This is a genomic window from Pseudomonas sp. M2(2023) (assembly GCF_030263955.1).
In the GTDB taxonomy this organism is placed as follows: Bacteria; Pseudomonadota; Gammaproteobacteria; order Pseudomonadales; family Pseudomonadaceae; genus Aquipseudomonas; species Aquipseudomonas asiatica.
On record NZ_CP127114.1, the window covers coordinates 3,159,624 to 3,180,518 of the forward strand.

At 63.8% G+C, this 20,895-nt stretch carries 18 protein-coding genes; 10 read left to right on the plus strand and 8 right to left on the minus strand.

What is annotated here, in order from left to right:
- Positions 1-52: 52 nt before the first annotated feature.
- Entirely contained in the window at positions 53-1,030 is a 978-nt protein-coding gene (gene glaH, locus QN085_RS14540) for a glutarate dioxygenase GlaH (RefSeq protein WP_013972903.1), read from the minus strand.
- A gap of 195 nt (positions 1,031-1,225) precedes the next feature.
- On the opposite strand from glaH, the gene csiR reads away from it, so the two are divergent.
- The 3 genes from csiR to QN085_RS14555 all read left to right on the plus strand — a co-directional run bounded on the left by csiR (position 1,226) and on the right by QN085_RS14555 (position 4,171).
- Positions 1,226-1,921, plus strand: coding sequence for a DNA-binding transcriptional regulator CsiR (gene csiR, locus QN085_RS14545; protein ID WP_015270630.1), 696 nt, complete (start codon positions 1,226-1,228; stop codon positions 1,919-1,921).
- Positions 1,922-2,121: 200 nt separating this feature from the next.
- Positions 2,122-2,802 (plus strand): response regulator transcription factor, encoded by a 681-nt coding sequence (locus tag QN085_RS14550; protein ID WP_013972905.1) that lies wholly within the window; start codon positions 2,122-2,124, stop codon positions 2,800-2,802.
- Positions 2,780-4,171, plus strand: coding sequence for a sensor histidine kinase (locus QN085_RS14555; RefSeq protein WP_013972906.1), 1,392 nt, complete (start codon positions 2,780-2,782; stop codon positions 4,169-4,171). The genes QN085_RS14550 and QN085_RS14555 overlap by 23 nt, the downstream gene beginning before the upstream one ends.
- A gap of 135 nt (positions 4,172-4,306) precedes the next feature.
- Here QN085_RS14555 and cysS read toward each other — a convergent pair whose 3' ends face one another.
- Positions 4,307-5,689 (minus strand): cysteine--tRNA ligase, encoded by a 1,383-nt coding sequence (gene cysS / locus QN085_RS14560; RefSeq protein WP_285686944.1) that lies wholly within the window; start codon positions 5,687-5,689, stop codon positions 4,307-4,309.
- A 9-nt stretch (positions 5,690-5,698) separates the two neighbouring features.
- Positions 5,699-7,402 carry a glutamine--tRNA ligase/YqeY domain fusion protein gene (locus QN085_RS14565; RefSeq protein ID WP_013972908.1) on the minus strand — a complete coding sequence of 568 codons (1,704 nt, stop codon included), beginning with the start codon at positions 7,400-7,402 and terminating at the stop codon, positions 5,699-5,701.
- 247 nt (positions 7,403-7,649) lie between these two features.
- On the opposite strand from QN085_RS14565, the gene QN085_RS14570 reads away from it, so the two are divergent.
- Both QN085_RS14570 and QN085_RS14575 read left to right on the plus strand, forming a co-directional pair.
- On the plus strand, positions 7,650-8,150 hold the full coding sequence (locus tag QN085_RS14570) for a peptidylprolyl isomerase (protein ID WP_003259195.1): 501 nt from the start codon (positions 7,650-7,652) through the stop codon (positions 8,148-8,150).
- The gene (locus QN085_RS14575) at positions 8,147-8,869 is read left to right on the plus strand and encodes a UDP-2,3-diacylglucosamine diphosphatase (protein WP_013972909.1); all 723 of its coding nucleotides are present in this window, start codon (positions 8,147-8,149) and stop codon (positions 8,867-8,869) included. The genes QN085_RS14570 and QN085_RS14575 overlap by 4 nt, the downstream gene beginning before the upstream one ends.
- Before the next feature lie 121 nt (positions 8,870-8,990).
- Here the strand turns inward: QN085_RS14575 and pvdQ are convergent, their stop codons facing one another.
- The gene (gene pvdQ / locus QN085_RS14580) at positions 8,991-11,306 is read right to left on the minus strand and encodes a bifunctional acylase PvdQ (protein ID WP_024087247.1); all 2,316 of its coding nucleotides are present in this window, start codon (positions 11,304-11,306) and stop codon (positions 8,991-8,993) included.
- 194 nt (positions 11,307-11,500) lie between these two features.
- Here pvdQ and QN085_RS14585 point away from each other — a divergent pair, with 194 nt between their 5' ends.
- A complete protein-coding gene (locus QN085_RS14585) occupies positions 11,501-11,875 on the plus strand; it encodes a fe2+ zn2+ uptake regulation protein (RefSeq protein WP_023661040.1) in 375 nt (124 codons plus the stop codon).
- A 36-nt stretch (positions 11,876-11,911) separates the two neighbouring features.
- On the opposite strand, the gene QN085_RS14590 is transcribed toward QN085_RS14585, so the two are convergent.
- Entirely contained in the window at positions 11,912-12,100 is a 189-nt protein-coding gene (locus QN085_RS14590) for a hypothetical protein (RefSeq protein WP_003248064.1), read from the minus strand.
- 151 nt (positions 12,101-12,251) lie between these two features.
- Here QN085_RS14590 and QN085_RS14595 point away from each other — a divergent pair, with 151 nt between their 5' ends.
- From QN085_RS14595 to QN085_RS14610, 4 genes are all read left to right on the plus strand, one after another.
- A complete protein-coding gene (locus tag QN085_RS14595; RefSeq protein WP_023661041.1) occupies positions 12,252-12,710 on the plus strand; it encodes a hypothetical protein in 459 nt (152 codons plus the stop codon).
- A 251-nt stretch (positions 12,711-12,961) separates the two neighbouring features.
- A complete protein-coding gene (locus QN085_RS14600; RefSeq protein ID WP_023661042.1) occupies positions 12,962-13,342 on the plus strand; it encodes a Mor transcription activator family protein in 381 nt (126 codons plus the stop codon).
- A 64-nt stretch (positions 13,343-13,406) separates the two neighbouring features.
- A complete protein-coding gene (locus QN085_RS14605; RefSeq protein ID WP_015270636.1) occupies positions 13,407-14,066 on the plus strand; it encodes a DUF2589 domain-containing protein in 660 nt (219 codons plus the stop codon).
- 75 nt (positions 14,067-14,141) lie between these two features.
- On the plus strand, positions 14,142-14,696 hold the full coding sequence (locus QN085_RS14610) for a DUF2589 domain-containing protein (protein WP_023661043.1): 555 nt from the start codon (positions 14,142-14,144) through the stop codon (positions 14,694-14,696).
- A gap of 18 nt (positions 14,697-14,714) precedes the next feature.
- Here QN085_RS14610 and QN085_RS14615 read toward each other — a convergent pair whose 3' ends face one another.
- The 3 genes from QN085_RS14615 to QN085_RS14625 are packed head-to-tail and all read right to left on the minus strand — an operon-like array spanning position 14,715 to position 20,831.
- Positions 14,715-18,389: a translocation/assembly module TamB domain-containing protein gene (locus tag QN085_RS14615; protein WP_041505894.1), complete on the minus strand. Its 3,675-nt coding sequence runs from the start codon at positions 18,387-18,389 to the stop codon at positions 14,715-14,717.
- Positions 18,386-20,128, minus strand: a complete 1,743-nt coding sequence (locus QN085_RS14620; protein WP_024087250.1) for an autotransporter assembly complex protein TamA — start codon at positions 20,126-20,128, stop codon at positions 18,386-18,388. The genes QN085_RS14615 and QN085_RS14620 overlap by 4 nt, the downstream gene beginning before the upstream one ends.
- A 52-nt stretch (positions 20,129-20,180) precedes the next feature.
- A complete protein-coding gene (locus tag QN085_RS14625; RefSeq protein ID WP_013972919.1) occupies positions 20,181-20,831 on the minus strand; it encodes a GNAT family N-acetyltransferase in 651 nt (216 codons plus the stop codon).
- Between the last annotated feature and the right edge of the window lie 64 nt (positions 20,832-20,895).

Consider the following 20,895-nt stretch of genomic DNA (forward strand, 5'->3'; position numbering starts at 1 on the left):
GCATCGTTTTGTGCAAAGACGCGTGGGCGGGCGCCCGCCCCGCGCCCTGTCATTATTGCCCGCGCTGGTACAGCGGTTTGGGGAAGGCCACGTAACCGCGCTGGCGCATCAGCTCGCGGCGCAGGCCTTCGTGCGGCGTGAAGCGGTCGCGGCCATGCAGCCAGAACAGGTTGTTGATCAGCAGGAAGCTACCCACACCGACCGGTACCGAAAGCTTCTTCTCGCTGCCTTCCAGCGATTCGGACAAGGCGTTCAGCCAGATGCCCTCCTCGTAGTTTTCCGGCTGCACGAACTGGTCGATGTAGCGCATGGTCGGGCGGCCTTCGGCATCGGTGTCGAATACCGAGTGGAACACATCTTCGGACACCTTCTTGCTCGGCGGTGCGGTCCAGCGCATTTCGCGACGGGCCAGCGGGTGGCGGAAGAATTCGTCGCACTGCTCCCAGTCGTCCAGGTGCAGCAGCAGCGAGTTGCCGCCTTCCATGTTCTTTTCGTCGATCTTCAGCATCAGCACGTAGTCGGTGATCTGGTTGACGAAGGTGCCGTCGTTGTGCAGCTCCATGACCCGGTGCGGCTGGCGCAGGTAGCTGTCGGAGTTGTCGGTGTTGACCACCACGAAGCGGGCATAGAACTGGCCGCTCATGGCGTCGTAGTTGGAGCGGCCGATCAGGTGTGCGCAGGCGGTGGTGAACTTGACCATGTCCTCGGCCTGGCTCACGTCATCCAGGCCGACCGGGGTGATCAGCATGCCGCCGCTGGCGCGGTTGAGGATGGTATTGAGCAGCACCGGCCGCAGGGTGCCCTGGCACAGCTCGTCGAGGATCTCGCCAACCCGGAAGCGCAGGAACGACTTGTACTCCAGCGCCTGCACCGGCCACTGGGCAACAGCCTGGACGAACGCTTCGACCGTTTCGCGGGCAAAGGTGAGCTCAAGCAGGCGCGGCGACTGTTTCGAAGGGGCGATGGTGTAACCACGCGGCTCGAGCGGCAGTGGCATCACAAGTTCGTCGATCTGCGTAAAAGCGTTCATGGCAGTGTCCTGGCAGAAAAAATGAGTAGCGCCGTCCGGGCATGACCTGGATCAGTGCGGGCGAGCTAAAATTATCGCCATAAACGCAAAATGTCTACATTTTTATTTTTCAAAGACAGAATGTGTTTTTGTCCATTGTTTTTCGCCGGCGAACGCTTTCGGTATGATCGACAAAACCGTTTGAGGAACAGGACCTTGGAAGCGCTCGCCCCCCGACAAAACTCAGCATTCAGCGGGTATGAGAGGCTCAAGAAGGACATCATCCGCGGCGTGTTCAAACCCGGCGAAAAGCTGCTGATGAGCACCCTGAAGGAGCGCTACGACCTGGGCGTGGGCCCGCTGCGCGAAGCACTGTCGCAGTTGGTGGCCGAGCACCTGGTCAACGCGATCAGCCAGAAGGGCTACCGTGTGGCGCCCATGTCGCTGGACGAGATGAACGACATCTACGATGCCCGCGCCAACCTGGAGGCGATGATCATCACCCTGGCCATCGAGCGTGGCGACGACGCCTGGGAGGCGTCGGTACTGGCCCACTCGCATACCCTGGCCAAGGTGGTGGAAGTGAAGACCCGCGAACAGCGCCTGGATGTGTGGGACGAACGGCACAAGGCATTCCACACGGCCATTGCCTCGGGCTGCGGCTCCAAGCACCTGCTGCAGGCGCGCACTTACCTGTTCGACCAGGCCGAGCGCTACCGGCACCTGTGGCTGACCCAGACGGTGTTTTCCGAACAGGCCCTGGAACTCAAGCGCCAGGAGCATGCGGCCCTGGTGGAAGTGATTCTGGCCCGGGACGCCAAGCGCGCCAGCGCCATGATGCGCTCGCACCTGATGACTCCGGTGCCGATCATTGCGCAGATCATGCATGCCGAGGGTATCGGCGCACGTTGAAAGACCGCGGCGCCTGCTTCGCGGGTAAACCCGCTCCCACAGGGATGTCACCGCCCTTGGGGGTGACGCTGCACCTGTGGGAGCGGGTTTACCCGCGAAGAGGCCAGTGCAGGCAAAACACGCCAGATGAATTTTTCTTAAATCGCCGTTTGGCTATTCTTTGGCACAATCAAGTCTCCATTAGATGCCCGGGAACCAGCATGCCTCGCGTACTGACCATCGAAGACGACGCCGTCACCGGCCAGGAAATCGTCGCCGAACTTACCAGCCACGGCCTTGAGGTGGATTGGGCCGACAATGGCCGTGAAGGCCTGGCCAAGGCCATTGCCGGCGGCTACGACCTGATCACTCTGGACCGCATGCTGCCCGAGGTCGATGGCCTGACCATCGTCACCACGCTGCGCAACCTCAAGATTGCCACGCCGATCCTGATGATCAGCGCCCTCTCCGACGTCGACGAGCGGGTGCGCGGCCTGCGTGCCGGGGGTGACGACTACCTGACCAAACCGTTCGCCTCCGACGAGATGGCCGCGCGGGTCGAAGTGCTGCTGCGCCGCAACAGCGTGCCCATGACCCAGACCCGCCTGCAGGTCGCCGACCTGCAACTGGACCTGATCAGCCACGAAGCCCGCCGTGGCGAACAGACCCTCAACCTGCTGCCCACCGAATACAAGCTGCTGGAGTACCTGATGCGCCATAGCGGCCAGGTGATCACGCGGATGATGATTTTCGAGGAAGTCTGGGGCTACCACTTCGACCCGGGCACCAACCTGATCGACGTACACATCGGTCGCCTGCGCAAGAAAATCGACTCGCCCGGCCAGTCGCCGCTGATCCGTACGGTACGGGGCTCCGGCTATGCCATTGCTGAACCCGTCTAAGGGCTGGAGCTCCTCGACCAGCCGCCTGCTGGCGCTGTACAGCTTTCTGTTCGTGGCCTGGAGCAGCATCCTCATGGGGGTGCTGTACTTCGAGGTGTCCAGCTACCTGAACAAACTCACCCGCCATTCGATGCTGCAGCGCCAGCACCTGTTCGCGCACATGAGCGGCAAACAGCTGGACGACGCCCTGGTCGCCAGCCAGGCCTTCGAGGAACGCAGCTTCGACGCCTACGGCCTGTTCGACAACCAGCTCAACCCGATCGGCGGGCGCATTCGCGCCATCCCGCCAGAGCTGGGGCTGGACGGCAAGGTTCACGAACTCAAGCGCTGCCTGGACGCCGACGACCCGCACATGCCGCGTGACAGCTGCGACGCGGTGGCGATCAAGGTGCAGGATGGCCGCTGGCTGGTGCTGGTGCGCGACAACGGCTCGCTGTTCGTGGTCACCCGGATCATCCTGCATGCCCTGCTTTGGGGGATCTCGCTGACCCTGATCCCGGGCTTTGCCGGCTGGTACCTGCTGAGGCGCCGCCCACTCAAGCGCATCCGCGCGATCCAGGCCCAGGCCGAACTGATCGTCGCCGGTGACCTTACCCACCGCCTGCCGCTGTCGGCCCGGCGCGACGAGCTGGACATGCTGGCGGCCATCGTCAACGCCATGCTCGACCGCATCGAGCGGCTGATGCATGAGGTCAAGGGCGTGTGTGACAACATCGCCCACGACCTGCGCACCCCGCTCACGCGCCTGCGCGCCCAGCTGTACCGCATTCGCCAGCAAAGTGACGCTGACTCCACCCAGGCCGAGGCACTGGACCAGGCCATTAGCGAAACCGACACCCTGATGGCGCGTTTTCGCGGGTTGTTGCGCATCAGCGAACTGGAAGACCGCCAGCGGCGGGCCGGTTTCGTCCAGCTTGACCCGCACGAGTTGCTGGTCGAGCTGCACGACTTCTACCTGCCGTTGGCAGAAGATGGTGGCATCCGCCTGGAACTGCAGCAGCCGGCCGAACTGTCGGCATTGCATGGTGACCGCGAACTGCTGTTCGAGGCACTGGCCAACCTGGTGGGCAACGGCATCAAGTTCACGCCCGAGGGTGGGCTGGTGCGGATAACGGCGACGCAGGACGACAAGGGCCTGCACCTGGCCATCGAGGACAGCGGGCCGGGTATTCCGGAAGAGGAACGGGCGGCAGTGCTGAAGCGCTTCTACCGTAGCGATGAAGGCCACCGCCATGCGGGGTTCGGGCTGGGTTTGTCGATCGTTGCGGCGATCGTCGACCTGCATGGGTTCGGACTGGAGGTGGGGGAAAGCGAGCTGGGTGGGGCCAGGTTGGTGTTGCACTGCCCGCTTGTGGGCCTGGCCAAATAGAAACGGGGCCGCTTTGCGGCCCATCGCGACACAAGGCCGCTCCTACAGGGATTACGCAAGCATTGAATGCGGCGCTATTCCTGTAGGAGCGGCCTTGTGTCGCGATGGGCTGCAGCGCAGCCCCCTTTAAACCGATCAGTCGGCCAGACGCCAGGTAGTCCCACCCTTGCCGTCTTCCAGCACCACACCCATGGCGGTCAGCTGGTCGCGAATGCGGTCGGACTCGGCCCAGTTCTTGTCCGCACGCGCCTGCAGGCGAGCCAGGATCAAGCCCTCGACCTCAGCGGCATCCACCTTGCCTTCGGCACCGGCACGCAGGAAGTCATCGGCTTCCAGCTGCAGCACACCCAGCACATCACCCAGCTCGCGCAGGCGACCGGCCAGGCCGGCAGCAGCCTCGACGTCGCTTTCGCGCAGGCGGTTGATCTCGCGCACCAGGTCGAACAGCACGGCGCAGGCTTCGGGGGTACCGAAGTCGTCGTTCATGGCCACGCTGAAGCGCTCGACAAACTCTTCACCACCCTTGGCCGCTACCCGTGGCAAGCCACGCAGGGCGTGGTAGAAGCGCTCCAGCGCGCCCTTGGCATCGCGCAGGCTGTCTTCCGAGTAGTTGATCGCGCTGCGGTAGTGGCTGGCCACCAGCAGGTAGCGCACCACTTCCGGGTGATACTTCTCGAGCACGTCGCGAATGGTGAAGAAGTTGTTCAACGACTTGGACATCTTCTCGCCATTGATACGAATCATGCCGCAGTGCATCCAGGCGTTGGCGTACTGCTTGCCGGTGGCCGCCTCGCTCTGGGCAATCTCGTTCTCGTGGTGCGGGAACTCCAGGTCGCTACCGCCGCCGTGGATGTCGAAGCTTTCACCCAGGCAGCAGGTGGACATCACCGAGCACTCGATGTGCCAGCCCGGACGCCCCGGGCCCCATGGCGACTCCCAGCTCGGCTCGCCCGGCTTGACGCCCTTCCACAGCACGAAGTCCAGCGGGTCCTGCTTGGCTTCGTCGACCTCGATACGGGCACCGATGCGCAGGTCTTCGATCTTCTTGCGCGACAGCTTGCCGTAGCCGACGAACTTGCCGACGCGGTAGTACACGTCACCATTGCCCGGGGCATAGGCATAACCCTTGTCGATCAGGGTCTGGATCATCGCGTGCATGCCGGCGATATGGTCGGTGGCACGCGGCTCCTGGTCCGGCGGCAGGATGTTCAGGCGGCGCTCGTCTTCGTGCATCGCGTCGATCATGCGGGCGGTCAGGGCGTCGAAGCTTTCGCCGTTCTCGTTGGCCCGGTTGATGATCTTGTCATCGATGTCGGTGATGTTGCGCACGTAGGTCAGCTCGTAGCCGCTTTTGCGCAGCCAGCGGGTGACCAGGTCGAAGGCCACCATGCTGCGGCCATGGCCCAGGTGGCAGTAGTCGTACACGGTCATGCCGCACACGTACATGCGCACCTTGTTGCCATCCAGCGGCTTGAAGGTTTCCTTCGTTTTGCTCAGCGTGTTGTAGATGGTAAGCACGGCGGTTCCTCAGCTGCCCCAGGAGTCACGCAGGGTGACAGTGCGGTTGAACACCGGGCGGCCCGGCTGGCTGTCCTTCAGGTCGGCGCAGAAGTAGCCTTCGCGTTCGAACTGGAAACGGTCCTCGGGCTGCGCCTGGGCCAGCGACGGCTCAGCGCGGCAGCCGCTGAGCACTTGCAGCGAGCCTGGGTTGATGTTGTCCAGGAAGCTGCCGCCCTCCTCGGTCTTTTCCGGGTTCGGCGAGCGGAACAGGCGGTCGTACAGGCGCACTTCGCACTCAACGCTGCCCTCGGCCGGCACCCAGTGGATCACGCCCTTGACCTTGCGGCCTTCCGGGTTCTTGCCCAGGGTGTCCGGGTCGTACGAGCAGCGCAGCTCGACGATGTTGCCGTCGGCATCCTTGATCGCCTCGTCGGCGCGAATCACGTAGCTGCCGCGCAGGCGCACTTCACCGGCCGGTTCCAGGCGCTTGTAGCCCTTCGGCGGCTCTTCCATGAAGTCGTCGCGGTCGATGTACAGTTCACGGGAGAACGGCAGCACGCGCACACCCATGTCTTCCTTGGGGTGGCGCGGCAATTCGAGCTGCTCGACCTGGCCTTCCGGGTAGTTGGTGATGACCACTTTCAGCGGGCGCAGCACGCACATGGCGCGCGGTGCGGTGCGGTCCAGGTCGTCACGGATGCTGAACTCGAGCATCGACATGTCGACCACGCCGTCGGAACGGTTGGTGCCGATCATTTCGCAGAAGTTGCGGATCGAAGCCGGGGTGTAGCCACGGCGACGGAAGCCGGACAGGGTCGACATGCGTGGGTCGTCCCAGCCTTCGACGTGCTTTTCGTCTACCAGCTGCTTGAGCTTGCGCTTGGACGTGATGGTGTAGTTCAGGTTCAGGCGGCTGAACTCGTACTGGCGCGGGTGCGCCGGCACCGGCAGGTTGTCGAGGAACCAGTCGTACAGCGGACGATGGCCTTCGAACTCCAGGGTGCAGATCGAATGGGTGATGCCCTCGATGGCGTCCGACTGGCCGTGGGTGAAGTCGTAGTTCGGGTAGATGCACCACTTGTCACCGGTCTGGTGGTGGTGGGCATGGCGGATACGGTACAGGATCGGGTCGCGCAGGTTCATGTTCGGCGAGGCCATGTCGATCTTGGCCCGCAGCACGCGCTCGCCATCCTTGAACTCGCCGGCCTTCATGCGCGCGAACAGGTCGAGGTTCTCGTCAACGCTGCGCTCGCGGAACGGGCTGTTCTTGCCCGGCTCCTTGAGGTTGCCACGGTATTCCTTGGCCTGCTCGGGGGTAAGGTCGCAGACGTAGGCCTTGCCACGCTTGATCAGCTCGACCGCCCAGTCGTGCAACTGGTCGAAGTAGTCGGAGGCGTAGCGCACATCGCCGGCCCAGTCGAAGCCCAGCCACTTGACATCGCTCTGGATGGCGTCGATGTACTCCTGGTCTTCCTTGGCCGGGTTGGTATCGTCGAAACGCAGGTGGCAGACGCCCCCGAATTCCTTGGCCAGGCCGAAGTTGACGCAGATCGACTTGGCGTGACCGATGTGCAGGTAGCCATTGGGCTCCGGCGGGAAACGGGTGACGATGCTGCTGTGCTTGCCCGAGTCCAGGTCGGCCTGGATGATCGGCCGCAGGAAATTCGCAGGGACAGCGGGGGCGCCTTTGGCAGCGGCGTTGGGCGCGTTGTCGGCAGTGGGCTTGCTCATAGGATCCTTGAATGCACGTGTCCGGCCTGGGTAGGCCGATTGAATCAAAGGGCCTATCATAGCCGAAGCAGTCAAGCTGCTGACAGTCGGGCCCGGACAAACTGGCGTGATTTATCACGGCTTTTTGCCGCAGCCTGGCAAAATGGCCAGTGCGCGCCATGTGTCGCGATCGCCTGATCCTGCGTCAGGTGATGACCCGCGCCCTGCGCACCCTAATTCCGATTGCCTTGAAAGAGCGAGTTTCAGCATGTCCAAAGTCAAACTGAGCACCAACCACGGCGACATCGTCCTGCAACTGGACGCCGAGAAAGCGCCGCTGACTACCGAAAACTTCGTTCAGTACGTCAAGGACGGCCACTACAATGGCACCGTGTTCCACCGCGTGATCAAGGGCTTCATGATCCAGGGCGGCGGCTTCGAGCCTGGCATGAGCCAGAAGAAGACCCGCGCCAGCATCCAGAACGAAGCCGACAACGGCCTGAAGAACAAGAAGTACAGCATCGCCATGGCCCGTACCATGGAGCCGCACTCCGCCTCGGCGCAGTTCTTCATCAACTCGTCCGACAACGACTTCCTCAACCACAGCGGCAAGAACGTTCAGGGCTGGGGCTACGCGGTATTCGGCGAAGTGATCGAAGGCCGTGAAATCGTCGACGCCATCGAAAAGGTCGCCACCGGTTCCAAGGCTGGCCACCAGGACGTGCCGAAGGACGACGTGATCATCGAGAAAGCCGAGATCGTTGAGTGATCCTGCTGATCTCCGATCTGCACCTGCAAGAAGAACGCCCGGACATTACCCGGGCGTTTCTTGATCTGCTCGATGGCCGTGCCCGCCACGCCAAGGCGTTGTACATCCTTGGCGACTTTTTCGAAGCCTGGATCGGCGACGATGCCATGACGCCCTTCCAGCAGTCGGTCTGCCAGGCCATGCGTCGGCTGAGCGACAGCGGCACGGCCATCTATCTGATGCATGGCAACCGTGATTTCCTGATCGGCCAAGCCTTCTGCGACGCTGCGGGCTGCACGTTGCTGCACGACCCCAGCGTGATCGAGCTGGGTGGCGAGCAGGTGCTGCTGATGCATGGCGATACCTTGTGCACCCGCGACCTGGCCTACATGAAAATGCGCCGCTTGCTGCGCAACCCGCTGAGCCTGTGGGTGTTGCGGCACCTGCCGCTGTCGGCCCGCTACAAGCTGGCACGCAAGCTACGCAGCGAAAGCCGCTCGCAAACGCGGATGAAGTCCACCGAGATCGTCGATGTCACGCCAGAGGAAGTGCCGAAGGTAATGGCAGCGCATGGTGTACGTACCTTGGTGCATGGGCATACCCATCGGCCGGCGATACACAAGCTGGTGGTCGACGGGCAACCGGCACGGCGTATCGTGCTGGGCGACTGGGACCGCCGTGGCTGGGCCTTGCAGGTTGACGAGCAAGGCTTTCAGCTGGCGCCGTTCGAGTTTTCCTGACCGACCGAGTCGCCTTCTTCGCGGGTAAACCCGCTCCCACAGGTATCGTGCTGCTTGCAGCCCTGGTGCAGCACCTGTGGGAGCGGGTTTACCCGCGAAGAGGCCGGCACAGGCTTATACCTCAAGGCCGGCTGACCACCGCCCCCTTGTCCCGCTCACTGATCACCACTTCCCGGTACTCCGGATCAGCCTTGATCTGCGCCTCGGTAAACGGAATCACCGCCAGTTGCCCGGCTGCAAACGCCTTGGTCTGGTCACTGGCATGCATCGAAGCCGCTTCACTGGACTGGGAAAACGCCAGCAACCCACGGGCCTCTGGCCCCTGGTCGGTAAAACTGACCAGTTGCAGGTAGCTGGTACCACTGACCACCAACCGCTTGCCCTGCCCATGCGGCACACTGTAGATCGCGTTGTACACGCCCAACGCCTGCGGGCCACCCGGCACCGGCGTACCATCGCCCGCCTGTTGCACCTGCCCCCAACGCACCTCCCCTGCCATACCGCTGTCACGCACCTGCTCGAGCGACGCCAATGCGGCCTGATGCAACAGCTTGCGCACGGCCGCCTGCTCGACCGCCAACCCGCGCGGGGTATGCTGCGGATCGGCAGGGTCAAAGGCCACCCGCCAGCTTTGCGGGTGCTCGGCCAGGGCATCGTACAGGTTCTGGAAATGTATCAGCCCAATGCCACTGTCCAGGTCAGCCTTGCCATTCCAGGCCGCCAGGCTGCTGCATACGGCCCGCACATCCACGTCGGCGCCCTTGCACCACTGCAGCAGGTCAGGCAGTAGCAGGCTGGCCAGGTAGACCTCGTCATCGGTCACCATGCGCTGCAGGTCGTCAGCGCCCAAGCGGGCCGTACCCTGCAGGCGTTGCAGGGCAAAGCGGCCACGCATGCCCAGCGGCTGGTCACTGCGGCTGACCAGCGGCGAATAACCGGTCAGCGGTTGCGCCGGGTTGGCCATCCAGGCCGGGTCGTTGGAGTTCTGCACGAAATCTTCGCGTTCCAGGCTCGGCAGAAGCCGCGCAGGGAAAATCCCCGGCTGTGCGGCCTGCGCATCGACCTTCCACTGGCACGCGCTGCGGGAGCCATCCAGTACTACCAGGCGCCCTTGTGCCTGCGGGTTGCTGCACGTGCTCAGCAGTTGCTGATCCACATAAGGCACCACTGACTGGTTCAGGTACAGGGCCTTGCCAGCCTGGTCCACCGACAGTGTGTTGACCCAGGGGATGCCCTGCAGCTGTTCGATCGAGCGTTTCAACGCCACCAGGCTGTCTGCATGGTTGATCTGGTACCACTGCTGCAACACCCGGGTGTTCTCGAGGTTGGCGTCGCGCAGGCTGTAGGCAGCATGTGCATCCCAGTCCAGGCGCCCCGGCCATTGCACCACCGGGCCGAATTGCGAGCTGTAGACCTGGCGCTGCACCTGGCTCAGGCTGCCATCCTCGGCCTTTACCGCAACACTGACGGTTTGCCGGGCCAACGGCAGCGACTTGCCATCGAGCAGGTAGCGGGTCGGGTCCTTGGGGTCGAGTTGCAGGCGGTACAGGGTGAAGTGATTCGACGTATCGACGGTGTGCGTCCAGGCCAGATGCTGGTTGAAGCCGATGTTGACCACCGGCAGGCCCGGCAATGCCGCCCCCATCACATCGAGCTGGCCGGGAATGGTCAGTTGCATCTGATAGAAACGCATGCCCCCCATCCACGGGAAGTGCGGGTTGGCCAGCAACAGACCACGGCCATTGGCCGAACGCCGGGCCCCGACAGCCACCGCATTGCTACCGCGCTCCGTGGCAAAACGCTGTTGCCTGGCCAGCGCCGCGGCAAACCCTGCCGGCGCCGGCTGGCTGGCCTGCATTGGCGGTTGCGCCCCGGCCAGCGCTTCGACGAACTGCCCGACACCGCCTTCGGCGAGCAGCCGACGGGTCAGCCTGACCAGGTCCTCGCTGCTTATCGGCCGCAGCCACTCGCCGGTGCCACATTCGGCGGGCAACCCTTGGCTGCGGCGCTCGGCCAGCGCCCGGTTGAACCCGCTGGCATAACCTGCCAGCAGCGCCCGTACCGGTGCCGGCTGCGCCTGCAAGAACGCATCGACTGCCGCCGGAGTGTTGAGCCAGGTGAAGAATACGTCGCTGGCCAGATTGTCACGCTGCTCAAGGGTCTTGCCCTTGGCACCGAAGTAGCGTGAGCGCTCGCCACTCACGGTCAGCACTTCATTGGCCAGCAGGCACAAGTTGTCCTGGGCGTAGGCGTAGCCGATGCCATAACCCAGGCCGCGCTCGTCCTTGGCCACGATGTGCGGCACACCGTAAGTGGTTCGGCGAATCTGCGCACTGGCATCGGCTGCGGCGGACTGCACCGGCACTGCGCCAACGCTGAAGGCTACCAGGGCGGCGGCCAGGCCAGCGCAAGTCATGGGACGGGAAAGTGGAAACACAGGCACTCCTCGGCTTCGGGGATCATCCCGATCAGACGAATGGCCAAATGAAAATTTTACGTATTACAAGGCAATGGAACGTCTTGAACAGAACCAGATTTTTTTTGCGAGTGGGCTGCAGTTTTTCCGTTCTCATTCGTCCTAGTAAGTGAGGCACCCAAATTTCGGGTTCGTCCACGAAAAGGAGCATTCACATGTACAACCCGCAACCCTCGATCCAGGCTGGGCGCGTCCCAGGCAAAGCGCCCAGGGAACAGGACGTTTTTGCTGACGAACGCATCGGCAACGAACAGATCCGCGAGCTTTTGCGCAGTTTCGGCCTGCGTACCAGCCTGATCCGCCTCAAGGTCATCGATGCCTTGCACGCCGCCGACCGCAATGGCCGCAGCATTGGCGTGCGCGGCGTGCACGCGCAGCTGGAACAGCTGGATATCCCGCTGTCGTTCCTCAGCGTGCGCGAAGTTCTCAAGCGGCTGTGCAGCGAGGGCGTCATCCAGCTGGGCAGCGACAAATGCTACAGCCTCGACCCCCAGGCGCGCGCCGTGCTGGAACGAACGCCTTTGCGCTGAGCGCATGGCCGGCCATACCTGGCCGGCCCGCCAAAGTCAGGGTTTGACCTTGCGCCGCAGGATGCCGTTGATCACCACGACCACCACGGCGATGGCGATGGCCAGCATCTGGAAGGTCTGCTCACTGATCGTACCCTGCTTCTGCAGGTGGGACAGGCCCAGCATCAGGCCCAGTACCACCAGGATGATCAGAAGGGAGTATTTGAGGCGCTGCACGTGTGTCATCGAAGGTTCCTTGCAACATCAGGGGCAAATGGCTCGCAACGAGCCGCGGCAATGATACAACGGCCACCGGCCCCGGCGCTGCATTTCCTGCTGGGTGGGGCGGCGCCTGCCTGAAAGCATGGTGCTCCCAAGCACCCATGCCGGAGGCACCATGTACAAACCCCTTCTGTTCGCGTCGCTATTGCTGACCCCCTTTTCCCTTCATGCGCTGGACACCCGCCAGGCCTCGACCGAGCAACTGCTCGAACTGGGCCGCGAACTGGCTGCCCACGCCGGCGCCAGCCAATGGCAGCAACTGTGGCAGCGCGTGCGCCAGGCCGGTTACTTGCAGGCAAAAGGTGCGTCGGTGCATTTCACTGCCCCCCAGGCGCAACTGCCAGAGCTGGCCCGGCAAACCCTGGCCCAGGCCGACCGGGTACAAGCGCAACAGCAGACCCAGGCACTGTATCGCCGCAGCTTTGCCGACCAGGTCATCGGCCAGCGTGACGGGCAGCCGCTGCATGCCCTGTGCCTGCTGGTCGATTGGCGCACGCTGCCGCAAGGCATGCGCGACTCCCCTCAGGCCTACCTGCGCAGCGCCAGCCTGTTGAGCAGCTATCCGTGTGATTGATGGTTATCACACCCAGCGCGCAACACAAGGAGTGAGCTGATGGGAAATCACCCGCTACAGCCAGGTGTTGAAGCCATGTCCTACAACGCCGGATATCGCTGCCTGCAAAACCTGTTCACGGAAGCTACAACCCCCAACCCATATGCCGCCTAGCGACATGCCTCGGCTGTCACAGAAAATCCAGTCACACCTTCGACATAACGCCGCTGGTGATCGGGTAGCACAGCCCATCCGTCCCGAAGGAGCGCCATATGCAAATGCCAGACTTGAGCCACATCGATATCAGTCAACTGCCCCACTCGCTGCAGGCCCTGATCGACTGCATCGGCATCGACAACGCCTACCAGCTGACCTGCGCCTACGGCGGCAGGCCCAAGTACATCCCCAAGCACCGCGAGCGCACCAAGCTTGCCGACGTGCTGCCGGCCGAAGCGCTCGACGCGCTGATCAAGCGCTTTGCCGGTGTCGCCCTGGAAATCCCCAAGGCTGACCATTTCATGCGCCAGTTGCGCAACCTGCAGATCCAGAAGGAAAGCGCCAGCGGCCTGTCGCGCAGCCTGCTCGCTGACAAGTACGGCCTGAGCCTGCGCCAGATCGGCAACATCCGCCGGCAGGAACCTTGCGCGCGCTGAAGCCCCGGCATCGTCACCACCACTGACGGCCACGTTTTGAACCCAACCAGAAGAGAACCCAGCAATGTCGATAGATAACAGCCTCATCGGTTCCGTAATCAATGCCTTGCCGATGGACCGCATGATCGCAGGCCCCCTGCAGGCCATGGTCCAGGCCCAGGTCACCGCCAGCAAATCCTACGCCGACTTCCTGATGCAGGTGTGCGTCCAGGACGGCAAGGCCGTGGCTATCCAGTTCGACTACGACGAAACCATCGTCGACGAACAAGGCGAGTACAAGGGCGTGGTCAGCAAGACCATGAAAGTGCCGCTGGTGGCAGCCATCACCCACCCGAACATCTCCATCGAAGAAGGTAACGTCGAGTTCGAGCTGGTCATCAACCAGATGTCGGAAGACGTTTCCAGCAAGGACATGAGCGCCGAGGCAAGCGGCTCGCTGGGCTGGGGGCCGTTCAGGCTCAACGTGAAAGGCAGCGTCAGCCACAAGTCCACGCAAACCCGCAAGACTGACACCCGCGCCCGCTACGCCTTCAACACCACCTTGAAGCGCCAGGACCCGCCTGAAGCGATGATGCGGGTGATCGACTTCCTGACCGACGCCGCGACAAAGCCGACCGTGGTCAAAACCGCCACACTGGAAAGCCAGGACTTGATTTCCCAGGCCGATACCTTGAAGAACCCTGCCGCCGACGGCGCTTCGGCCCTCGCCGCCGCCACCTCTTGAGACGCACCTCCCTGCCCCGAACAGCCCCCCTGACCAGCTACAGGGGGGCACCACCTGGCCTGAGGAGTCGAAGCATTGGATAAATCCCCCGCCCCCATGACTTCCATCGACCTGCGCGAAATCACCCGTGGCCTGCAGGAAGCCGCCAGTGCTACCAACAGCCTGATCGCGCAGCAGTACATCAACCTGTTCGACCAGTTCTTCGAATGCGACACCGAAGCGTTGGGCGCGCCCATGAAAGCCAAAATGGTCGAAGTGGCCATGGACGGCCAGCACATCATGCGCGTACCGCTGTTCGCGCTGGTGTCGCCAAAAGGCCTGGCCCTCGAGCGCATGCAGGTCGACCTTTCGGTAAGGGTCAAAGGCACCGAAGCACAGCAGGCACTGCTGACTGCAGGCGAAACAAAGGCGGCCAGCTTCAAGGTCACCATCGGCGGCCAAAGCCGTCAGGGCGACAGCCGTGACCCTGATGAAGTGCAGATCCGCATGCAGTTCCAGGCCAGCGAACCGCCGGAAGCCCTCAACCGGTTGATCGAGGAATACACCAGCCTGATCATCCCGGTACGCGCCCCCAGCCCGCCGCCATCGCCCGATACCAATGAGTTCATCGAAGCGGCCACTGTCCGTTGACGGCCGCCCCGCGCCAGCTCAGAAGTCGCGCTTGTAGAAGATGTCCAGTGAACTGGCCAGCCCGCTGGCAGCTTCGAGGTACACCTTCTTGCTCAGCTTGTAGCGCAATGCAATGGTGTTGGCGGGCTCGAACACCCCCACCCCGTAGCGCAGGCTCAGTTTCTCGGTAAGGTTGCCGCTGGCGACCACGCTGGTGGTATTGCCCGAACCTTCGGTGTCCAGCTGGAAGTCGTCGATGCCCAGGCTCGAGGCCAGGCTGCCGGTGATGCCGGCGCTACCTGCCAGGCCCAGGCCCAAGGCCGCCTCGGCGAGCATGTTGTTGTCTTCGCCGGACGTGCCCAGCGGCCGCCCCAGTACCAGGTACGACAGCGCCTGCTCCTGGCTCATGGCCGGTTCCGAGAACACTTTGCTTGTGGGCTGCTCGGCACTGCCGCTCAGGCGGATACCGGCAATCACATCGTCGACCTTGCGGATCGCTTCAATGTCCAGGTACGGCTGGTCGATCGGGCCTGCGAACAACAACCGCGCACGGCGGATGGTCAGGCGCTGGCCGTAGGCGCGGTAGCGTCCATCGGCCAGGTTCAGCTCGCCACGGGTGTCGAGGTTGTCGCCGATGTGCACATGGCCGAGCAGGTTGGCCGTGAGACCAAAGCCGCTGAACGAAAGCTTGTCGCGGCCCACTTCGACATCGATGTCCATGGCCATCGCCATGGGCGGTTTGCCCTCTTCGGTCTGGTGGCCGACGATCACCGTGTCATCCGAGACCTTGACGGTGGACGGTGGCAGCTCGCGCACAGTGATCGCACCCTTGGGCACCTGTACCTTGCCGGTCACCGCCAGCTTGTCGTCGATCAGGCGCAAGGTCAGGTCCGGGGCGACCTCCAGCGTCGCATAGGGCTCGACCGTGACGGGCAGTTGCTGGCCCTGCAGACGCAGGTCCATGCCCAGTGCCTGGCCCCAGGTCAGGTTGCCATTGAGCTGGCCACGCCCCGCCTCGCCACTGCGCCAGCCGCCGTTGAGCTGTACCTGCTCCCCGGCAATCAACGCCTGCAATGACAGGTCCTCGAGACTGACCGGCAGCTCGGCACCACTGACTTCGCCGCCACTGAGCATCAGGTTGCCGTTGACCTGCGGCGCCAACAAGGTGCCCGACAGCCGGCCACTGCCATTGAGCTGCCCGGCCAGGCGCTCGACCATAGGCACGAACGGGCGCGCCACCGACAGGTCGAGGCCGGCCAGGCGAAAATCACCCGACAGCGGTTTGTTGTTGCCCAGTGGATCCAGGCGAGTGTTGACGTTCAGCTCGCCCAGGCGCTCGCCGCGGAACGCCAGGCGGGTATCGATGCGCCTTGGCGCCAGCGTGCTGTCCAGGCGCAGGGCCTGGTACGGGAAGTCGACCCAGCGGTCCTTGTCGCGCACGCGCAGGGTACCGCCACTGGCGTCGACGACGATGTTGCCCTTGGGGCCGCTGGCCGGCATGTCCAGATTGATGTCGGCATTGAGCAGACCCTGCCAGGCGAAGTCCTTCGGCAGCCACTGGGCCAGGCTGTCCAGCGGGAACTGCTTGAGGTGGTAGCGCAAGCGTGGCTCGGGGGCCAGACGCTGGTCGTCGCCGCACAAGCTGGCCTGGCCGGAGCGCCAGCAGTGCGCCGCAAAGTCCAGCTGGCCGCTGGCCAGCCGCTGCAGGCGCGCCGGTGCCTGCAACTGCCAGTCCTGGCCGCCGGCCTGGATCCGCCCACTGGCCAGGCGCCCGCGCCAGTCACCCTTGTTCAACTGGCCATCCAGGCCGAGGTCGAGTTTGAGCTGCGGGCCGTCCAGCGCCAAGGTCAAAGCTTGCTGGCGAATGTCGCCCTTGCCGTTGGCCTGCAAGGTGCCCAACGCCGTGTCACCCAGGTGAATGCCGCTGGCCTTCAGTTCGATCACGCCACGCTGGGCGTTGTCCAGGCGGGCGTCCAGGTCCAGCTGCTGCACGCGGTTTTCCGCCTGGGCCAGCCGCTGGCCCTGCAGGGCCAGCGTACCTTGCGGGGCCTGCAAGGTACCGGCGACGTCAAGCCGGCCCTTGACCTGGCCCTGCAACCTTGGCCACAACTGGCCCAGGCGCGGCAGGTCGAGGTCGAGCCGCCCGGCCAGGCGTTGCTGCAGGCTGCCACTGCCATTGATGCGGTTATCCCCCAGCTGGACTGCCAGGGTACCCAAGGTCCAGCTCTGCCCTGCCCCCTGGGCCTCGACCTTGAGCACTGCCGGTTGGCCGCGCAGGCGGCCTTTCAGGTCAAGCTGGGCATCGAGGCTCAAGGCGTCGCCTTTCATCTCCCCTTTGCTGCGCAGCGGACCCGCCAGGTTACCCGGCAGCTCGGCCAGCCAATAAGCTGGGTCGAGCGCCGACAACTGCAGGTCGACATCCCATGCCAAGGTGTCGGCAAAGCGCACGGCGACACTGCCGGCAGCCTTGCCTTGCCCAGCGGTCAGCGCCAACTGCGGCAGCTTCACCTGGCTCAGGTCGCCTTCGAAGGGGCTGGCCAGGCTGAACGCGCCAGCCGGGCCATCCAGGTCGCCATTGAAAGTGCCCTGGTAGTTGCCATCGCGATAATGTACCTGGGCCATGAGCCGCTTGAGGGTGACCTCAGGGGGCGTCTCCAGCGGGTACAGGCGCAGCCACGGAAAGTCCTGCCAGTCCAACTGGGCGTCGGCGACCAGGCCTTGCTGCCAGTCAGCCGTGGCTTGCATCTTGACCCGCTGGGTATCGCTGGCGCTCAGGTCCAGGGCATCAAGCCTGGCGCCTTTGCTGTCGACCAGCCCTGACAACAGCAAGGCGATCGGCGACTGCTCGGCCGGCAGGCTGGCCGACCCCGACAGTTGATAGCCCTTGAGCAGGTCGCCCCGGGCGTCGAGCTTGAGCTGGTTGAACTGCACGGTGTCGGGCAACGAGGCGGCCGGCTTGAATGCCTCGGAGCGGATCTGCAAGGTCGCCGGCAGGTGCTCGGCCAACGCCTGCAATTGCCCGTTCAGCGTGGCGTCGAGGTAACCGCTGCTGGTGCCGGCTAGTTTCAGGGTTTTCTGCAACTCGCCGGTGGCGGTCAATGCCAGCTGCCAGGGTTTGCCACCTACCGTTGGCAGTTGCAGCTGCGCCTGGAGTTCTACCGGCCAGTCAGCTTCGGGCTGCAGGTCGCCCTGCAGGCTCAATTGCAGGTCGTCACGCTTCAGCTGCAGGCTGTCGATGCGCAGCCCGGCATTGGTCCAGTGCGCCGCCAGTTGCAAGTCGCCAAGCAGATCATTGCCATCCAGGCGCAACTGGCCAACCTTGATCTCACCCAGTTCGATGGCCAGCGGCAAGCGCAAGGCCGGCAACTGCAGCGGGCCACTGTCGGCCGATTCGGCGCTGGGCGCAAAGGCCATGTCGATACGCTGCGCCTGCAACTGGTCAATGCACAAGGTAGAGCGCAGCAGGCATGCCGGCGACCAGGCCAGCAGCGGTGCCTGCAAATCTACCGAGCTGCCGGCATCGGCCCAGATAAGCCGGCTGGCTTGCCAGCTACCGGCCAGGCGGCCCTGGAAGTCAGCCACCTCAAGCCCGGGCACCTTGCCCAGCACCCAGCGGCTGCCGGCTTCGGTCCCCAGCAACAGGCCGAGTACCAGGCCCAGGCTTGCGGTTACCCCCAGCAGGCCCGCCAGAGTGTACTTGATCACGCGTTTCACAGCTCAGGCCCCATGGAAAAGTGCAGGCGAATTCCCCCTTCATCATCCAGCGCCTTGGCCAGGTCCAGGCGCAGCGGCCCGACCGGCGACACCCAGCGCACGCCAAAACCGACACCGGTCTTGAGGCTTGGCAGTTCCAGGTCGTTGAACGAGTTGCCCTGGTCGACGAAGGTTGCCAGCCGCCACTTCTCGGTCAGTGAATACTGGTACTCGACGCTGCCGGCGACCAGGTAGCGCCCGCCAATGCGGTCGCCGTCGCTGTTCTTCGGCGACAAGGTCTGGTAGTCATAGCCACGCACGCTCTGGTCGCCACCGGCGAAGAAGCGCAGCGACGGCGGGATGTTGTTCTTGAAGCCATTGGTCGCGCTGCCACCGAACTGCACCCGGCCGAGCAAGCGATGGTCATGGCCAAGCGTGGTCAGGCCCTTGAGCAGCACGTTGCCATGCAGCAGGTTGGTGTCCGAGACCAGCCCTTCCTTGGCTACCTGTACATCGAACTGCAGGCGGTAGCCGTTGTGCGGGTCGATGCGGTTGTCACTGCGCAGGAAGGAGTAACTCACCCCCGGCATCAACAGGTTGCTCAGCCCGGAGTCATCACCCAGACGGTACTCCTCGCGCTGGTACTTGAGGGAAATCACCCGCTGCCAGCCGCTTGGCAGCTTGCTGTGCCACTCGGGGCCCACCGTCAGCAGTTTGCTGAGGGTGTCGGTGCCGGCAATCTCTTCGTTCTGGTAGCCGCCGGCAAAGCGCAACTTGTCGGTCAGCGGCGGGTCGAGGGGGATGTCGTACCAAAGGCCGACGTTCTGCCGGGGTGCCGACAGTTCGGTTTCCCAGCCGTAGCTATGGCCTTGCGGATTGACCCAGTGGCGGGTCCAGTTGGCCTTGCCGCGGGGCCCGACGTCGGTCGAGAAGCCCAGGCCCAGGCCCATGGTGCGCGGTTTGCGGGTTTGCAGGCGGACATCCACGGGGATTTCTTCGCCCACGGCGGCGGTGGGCGCCGCATCCACGCGCACGCCTTCGAAGTAGCCGCTCGATTGCAGGTCATTGTTCAGCTCGGCGATCAGTTCCGAGTCGTAAGGTGTACCCGGCTTGAACGAGACCATACGCTGCAGCAGGTCGTCGTCCAGCGGTGTGTCGCCACCGAAGGTGACCGCGCCCAGGTGATAGCGCGGGCCGCTCTGGTAGACCAGTTCGATATCGGCCACACCGGCCTGGGGGTCTACCGCCAGGCGCTGGCGACTGAAGCGCCCACTGAAGAAGCCGTAGCGCGACGCCTGGTTCTGGATCAGCCGCTTGGCATCTTCGTAATGGCCGTGGTTGAGTTGTTCACCCGCGCGCAGGACCTTGCTGTCGGGCACGCGGAAAGCCTTCATCTCACTGGCGGGGCCTTCGATGCGTATGGTCACGTTGCGCAGGCGAATCGGCTCGCCAGGGTCGATGGTGATGATCAGTTGCGGGGAACGGTCAGCCTCGCTGGCGGGCTTGACCTCTGTGTCGATCTGCGCCTGGTAGTAGCCAAGTGCCTGCGCGGCTTTGCGCGCCTGCTCCTGGGCGCCGCGACTGAAGCGCAGCAGCGCTTCTTCATCGCGGTCGCCAAGGGTACCGATATAGCCTTCGACATTGGCCTTGAGCGCCTTGTTGGCCGGTTTGACCTTCACCAGCAACTCACTCTGGCCCCATGCTGCGAAACTGGCGACCCAGATAACCAGGCCCCAGGTCAATCTTCCTGAATACGTCATGCGGGGCATGCTACCAGAGCCGGGCGCTCAAGGGAGCCGTCGCGCGGTCCGCTCAGGCAAAAGCAGAATTGGAAGAGACCGGGTTGGGATGGAAGAACACCCTCTCACGGATTGGTCCTACAGCCACCTCGCCAATTTCCTCATAGCCCTGGCGCTGGTAAAAGGCCAGGTAGTGCTCGTTGCCGGTGTCCAGCACCACTCCCTGCGTACCAGGGTCGTCTGCACACCAGTCATGCACAGCTTGTAACAATTGCTCGCCGTAGTGCTTGCCCTGGAACTGCGGGTGCACGCCCAGCAGCGGCAGCACATGCACCTCGTCGGTGGGCAGGCAGGTGGCCAGGGCGGCCTGGTAGTCCATGTAGCGGCGCGTACAGCGCAGGCCGGTGCCCATTATCATGCGCAGGCGCCAGGCCCAGCTGTCGGCCACGCCCAGCCGGCGCATCGGCGGCACGATCAGGGCCATGGCGATCAGGCGGTCTTCCACCAGCAGGCCGATGGCGGGCAGTTGCAGGTAGAAATGCTGGCGTACCCACTCGCGCACCATCACCCGCAGACGCCGCTCGTAGCCTGGGCGCTGGGCCTCGAAGATATAGGCGAAGGTAGGTTCGTGACGGTAGGCGTTGTACAGAAGCGAACGCGCCTCACGGCTGTAGCCGTCATCGAGCAGGCAGACACGGGCCGGAGCGGCAGTGGTTTCGGGCATTGCGGGCAGTCCTCCTGGAATGGGCTCATGGGTGCCTTGGAAAGGACGTTAGCAGCAGGCTGCC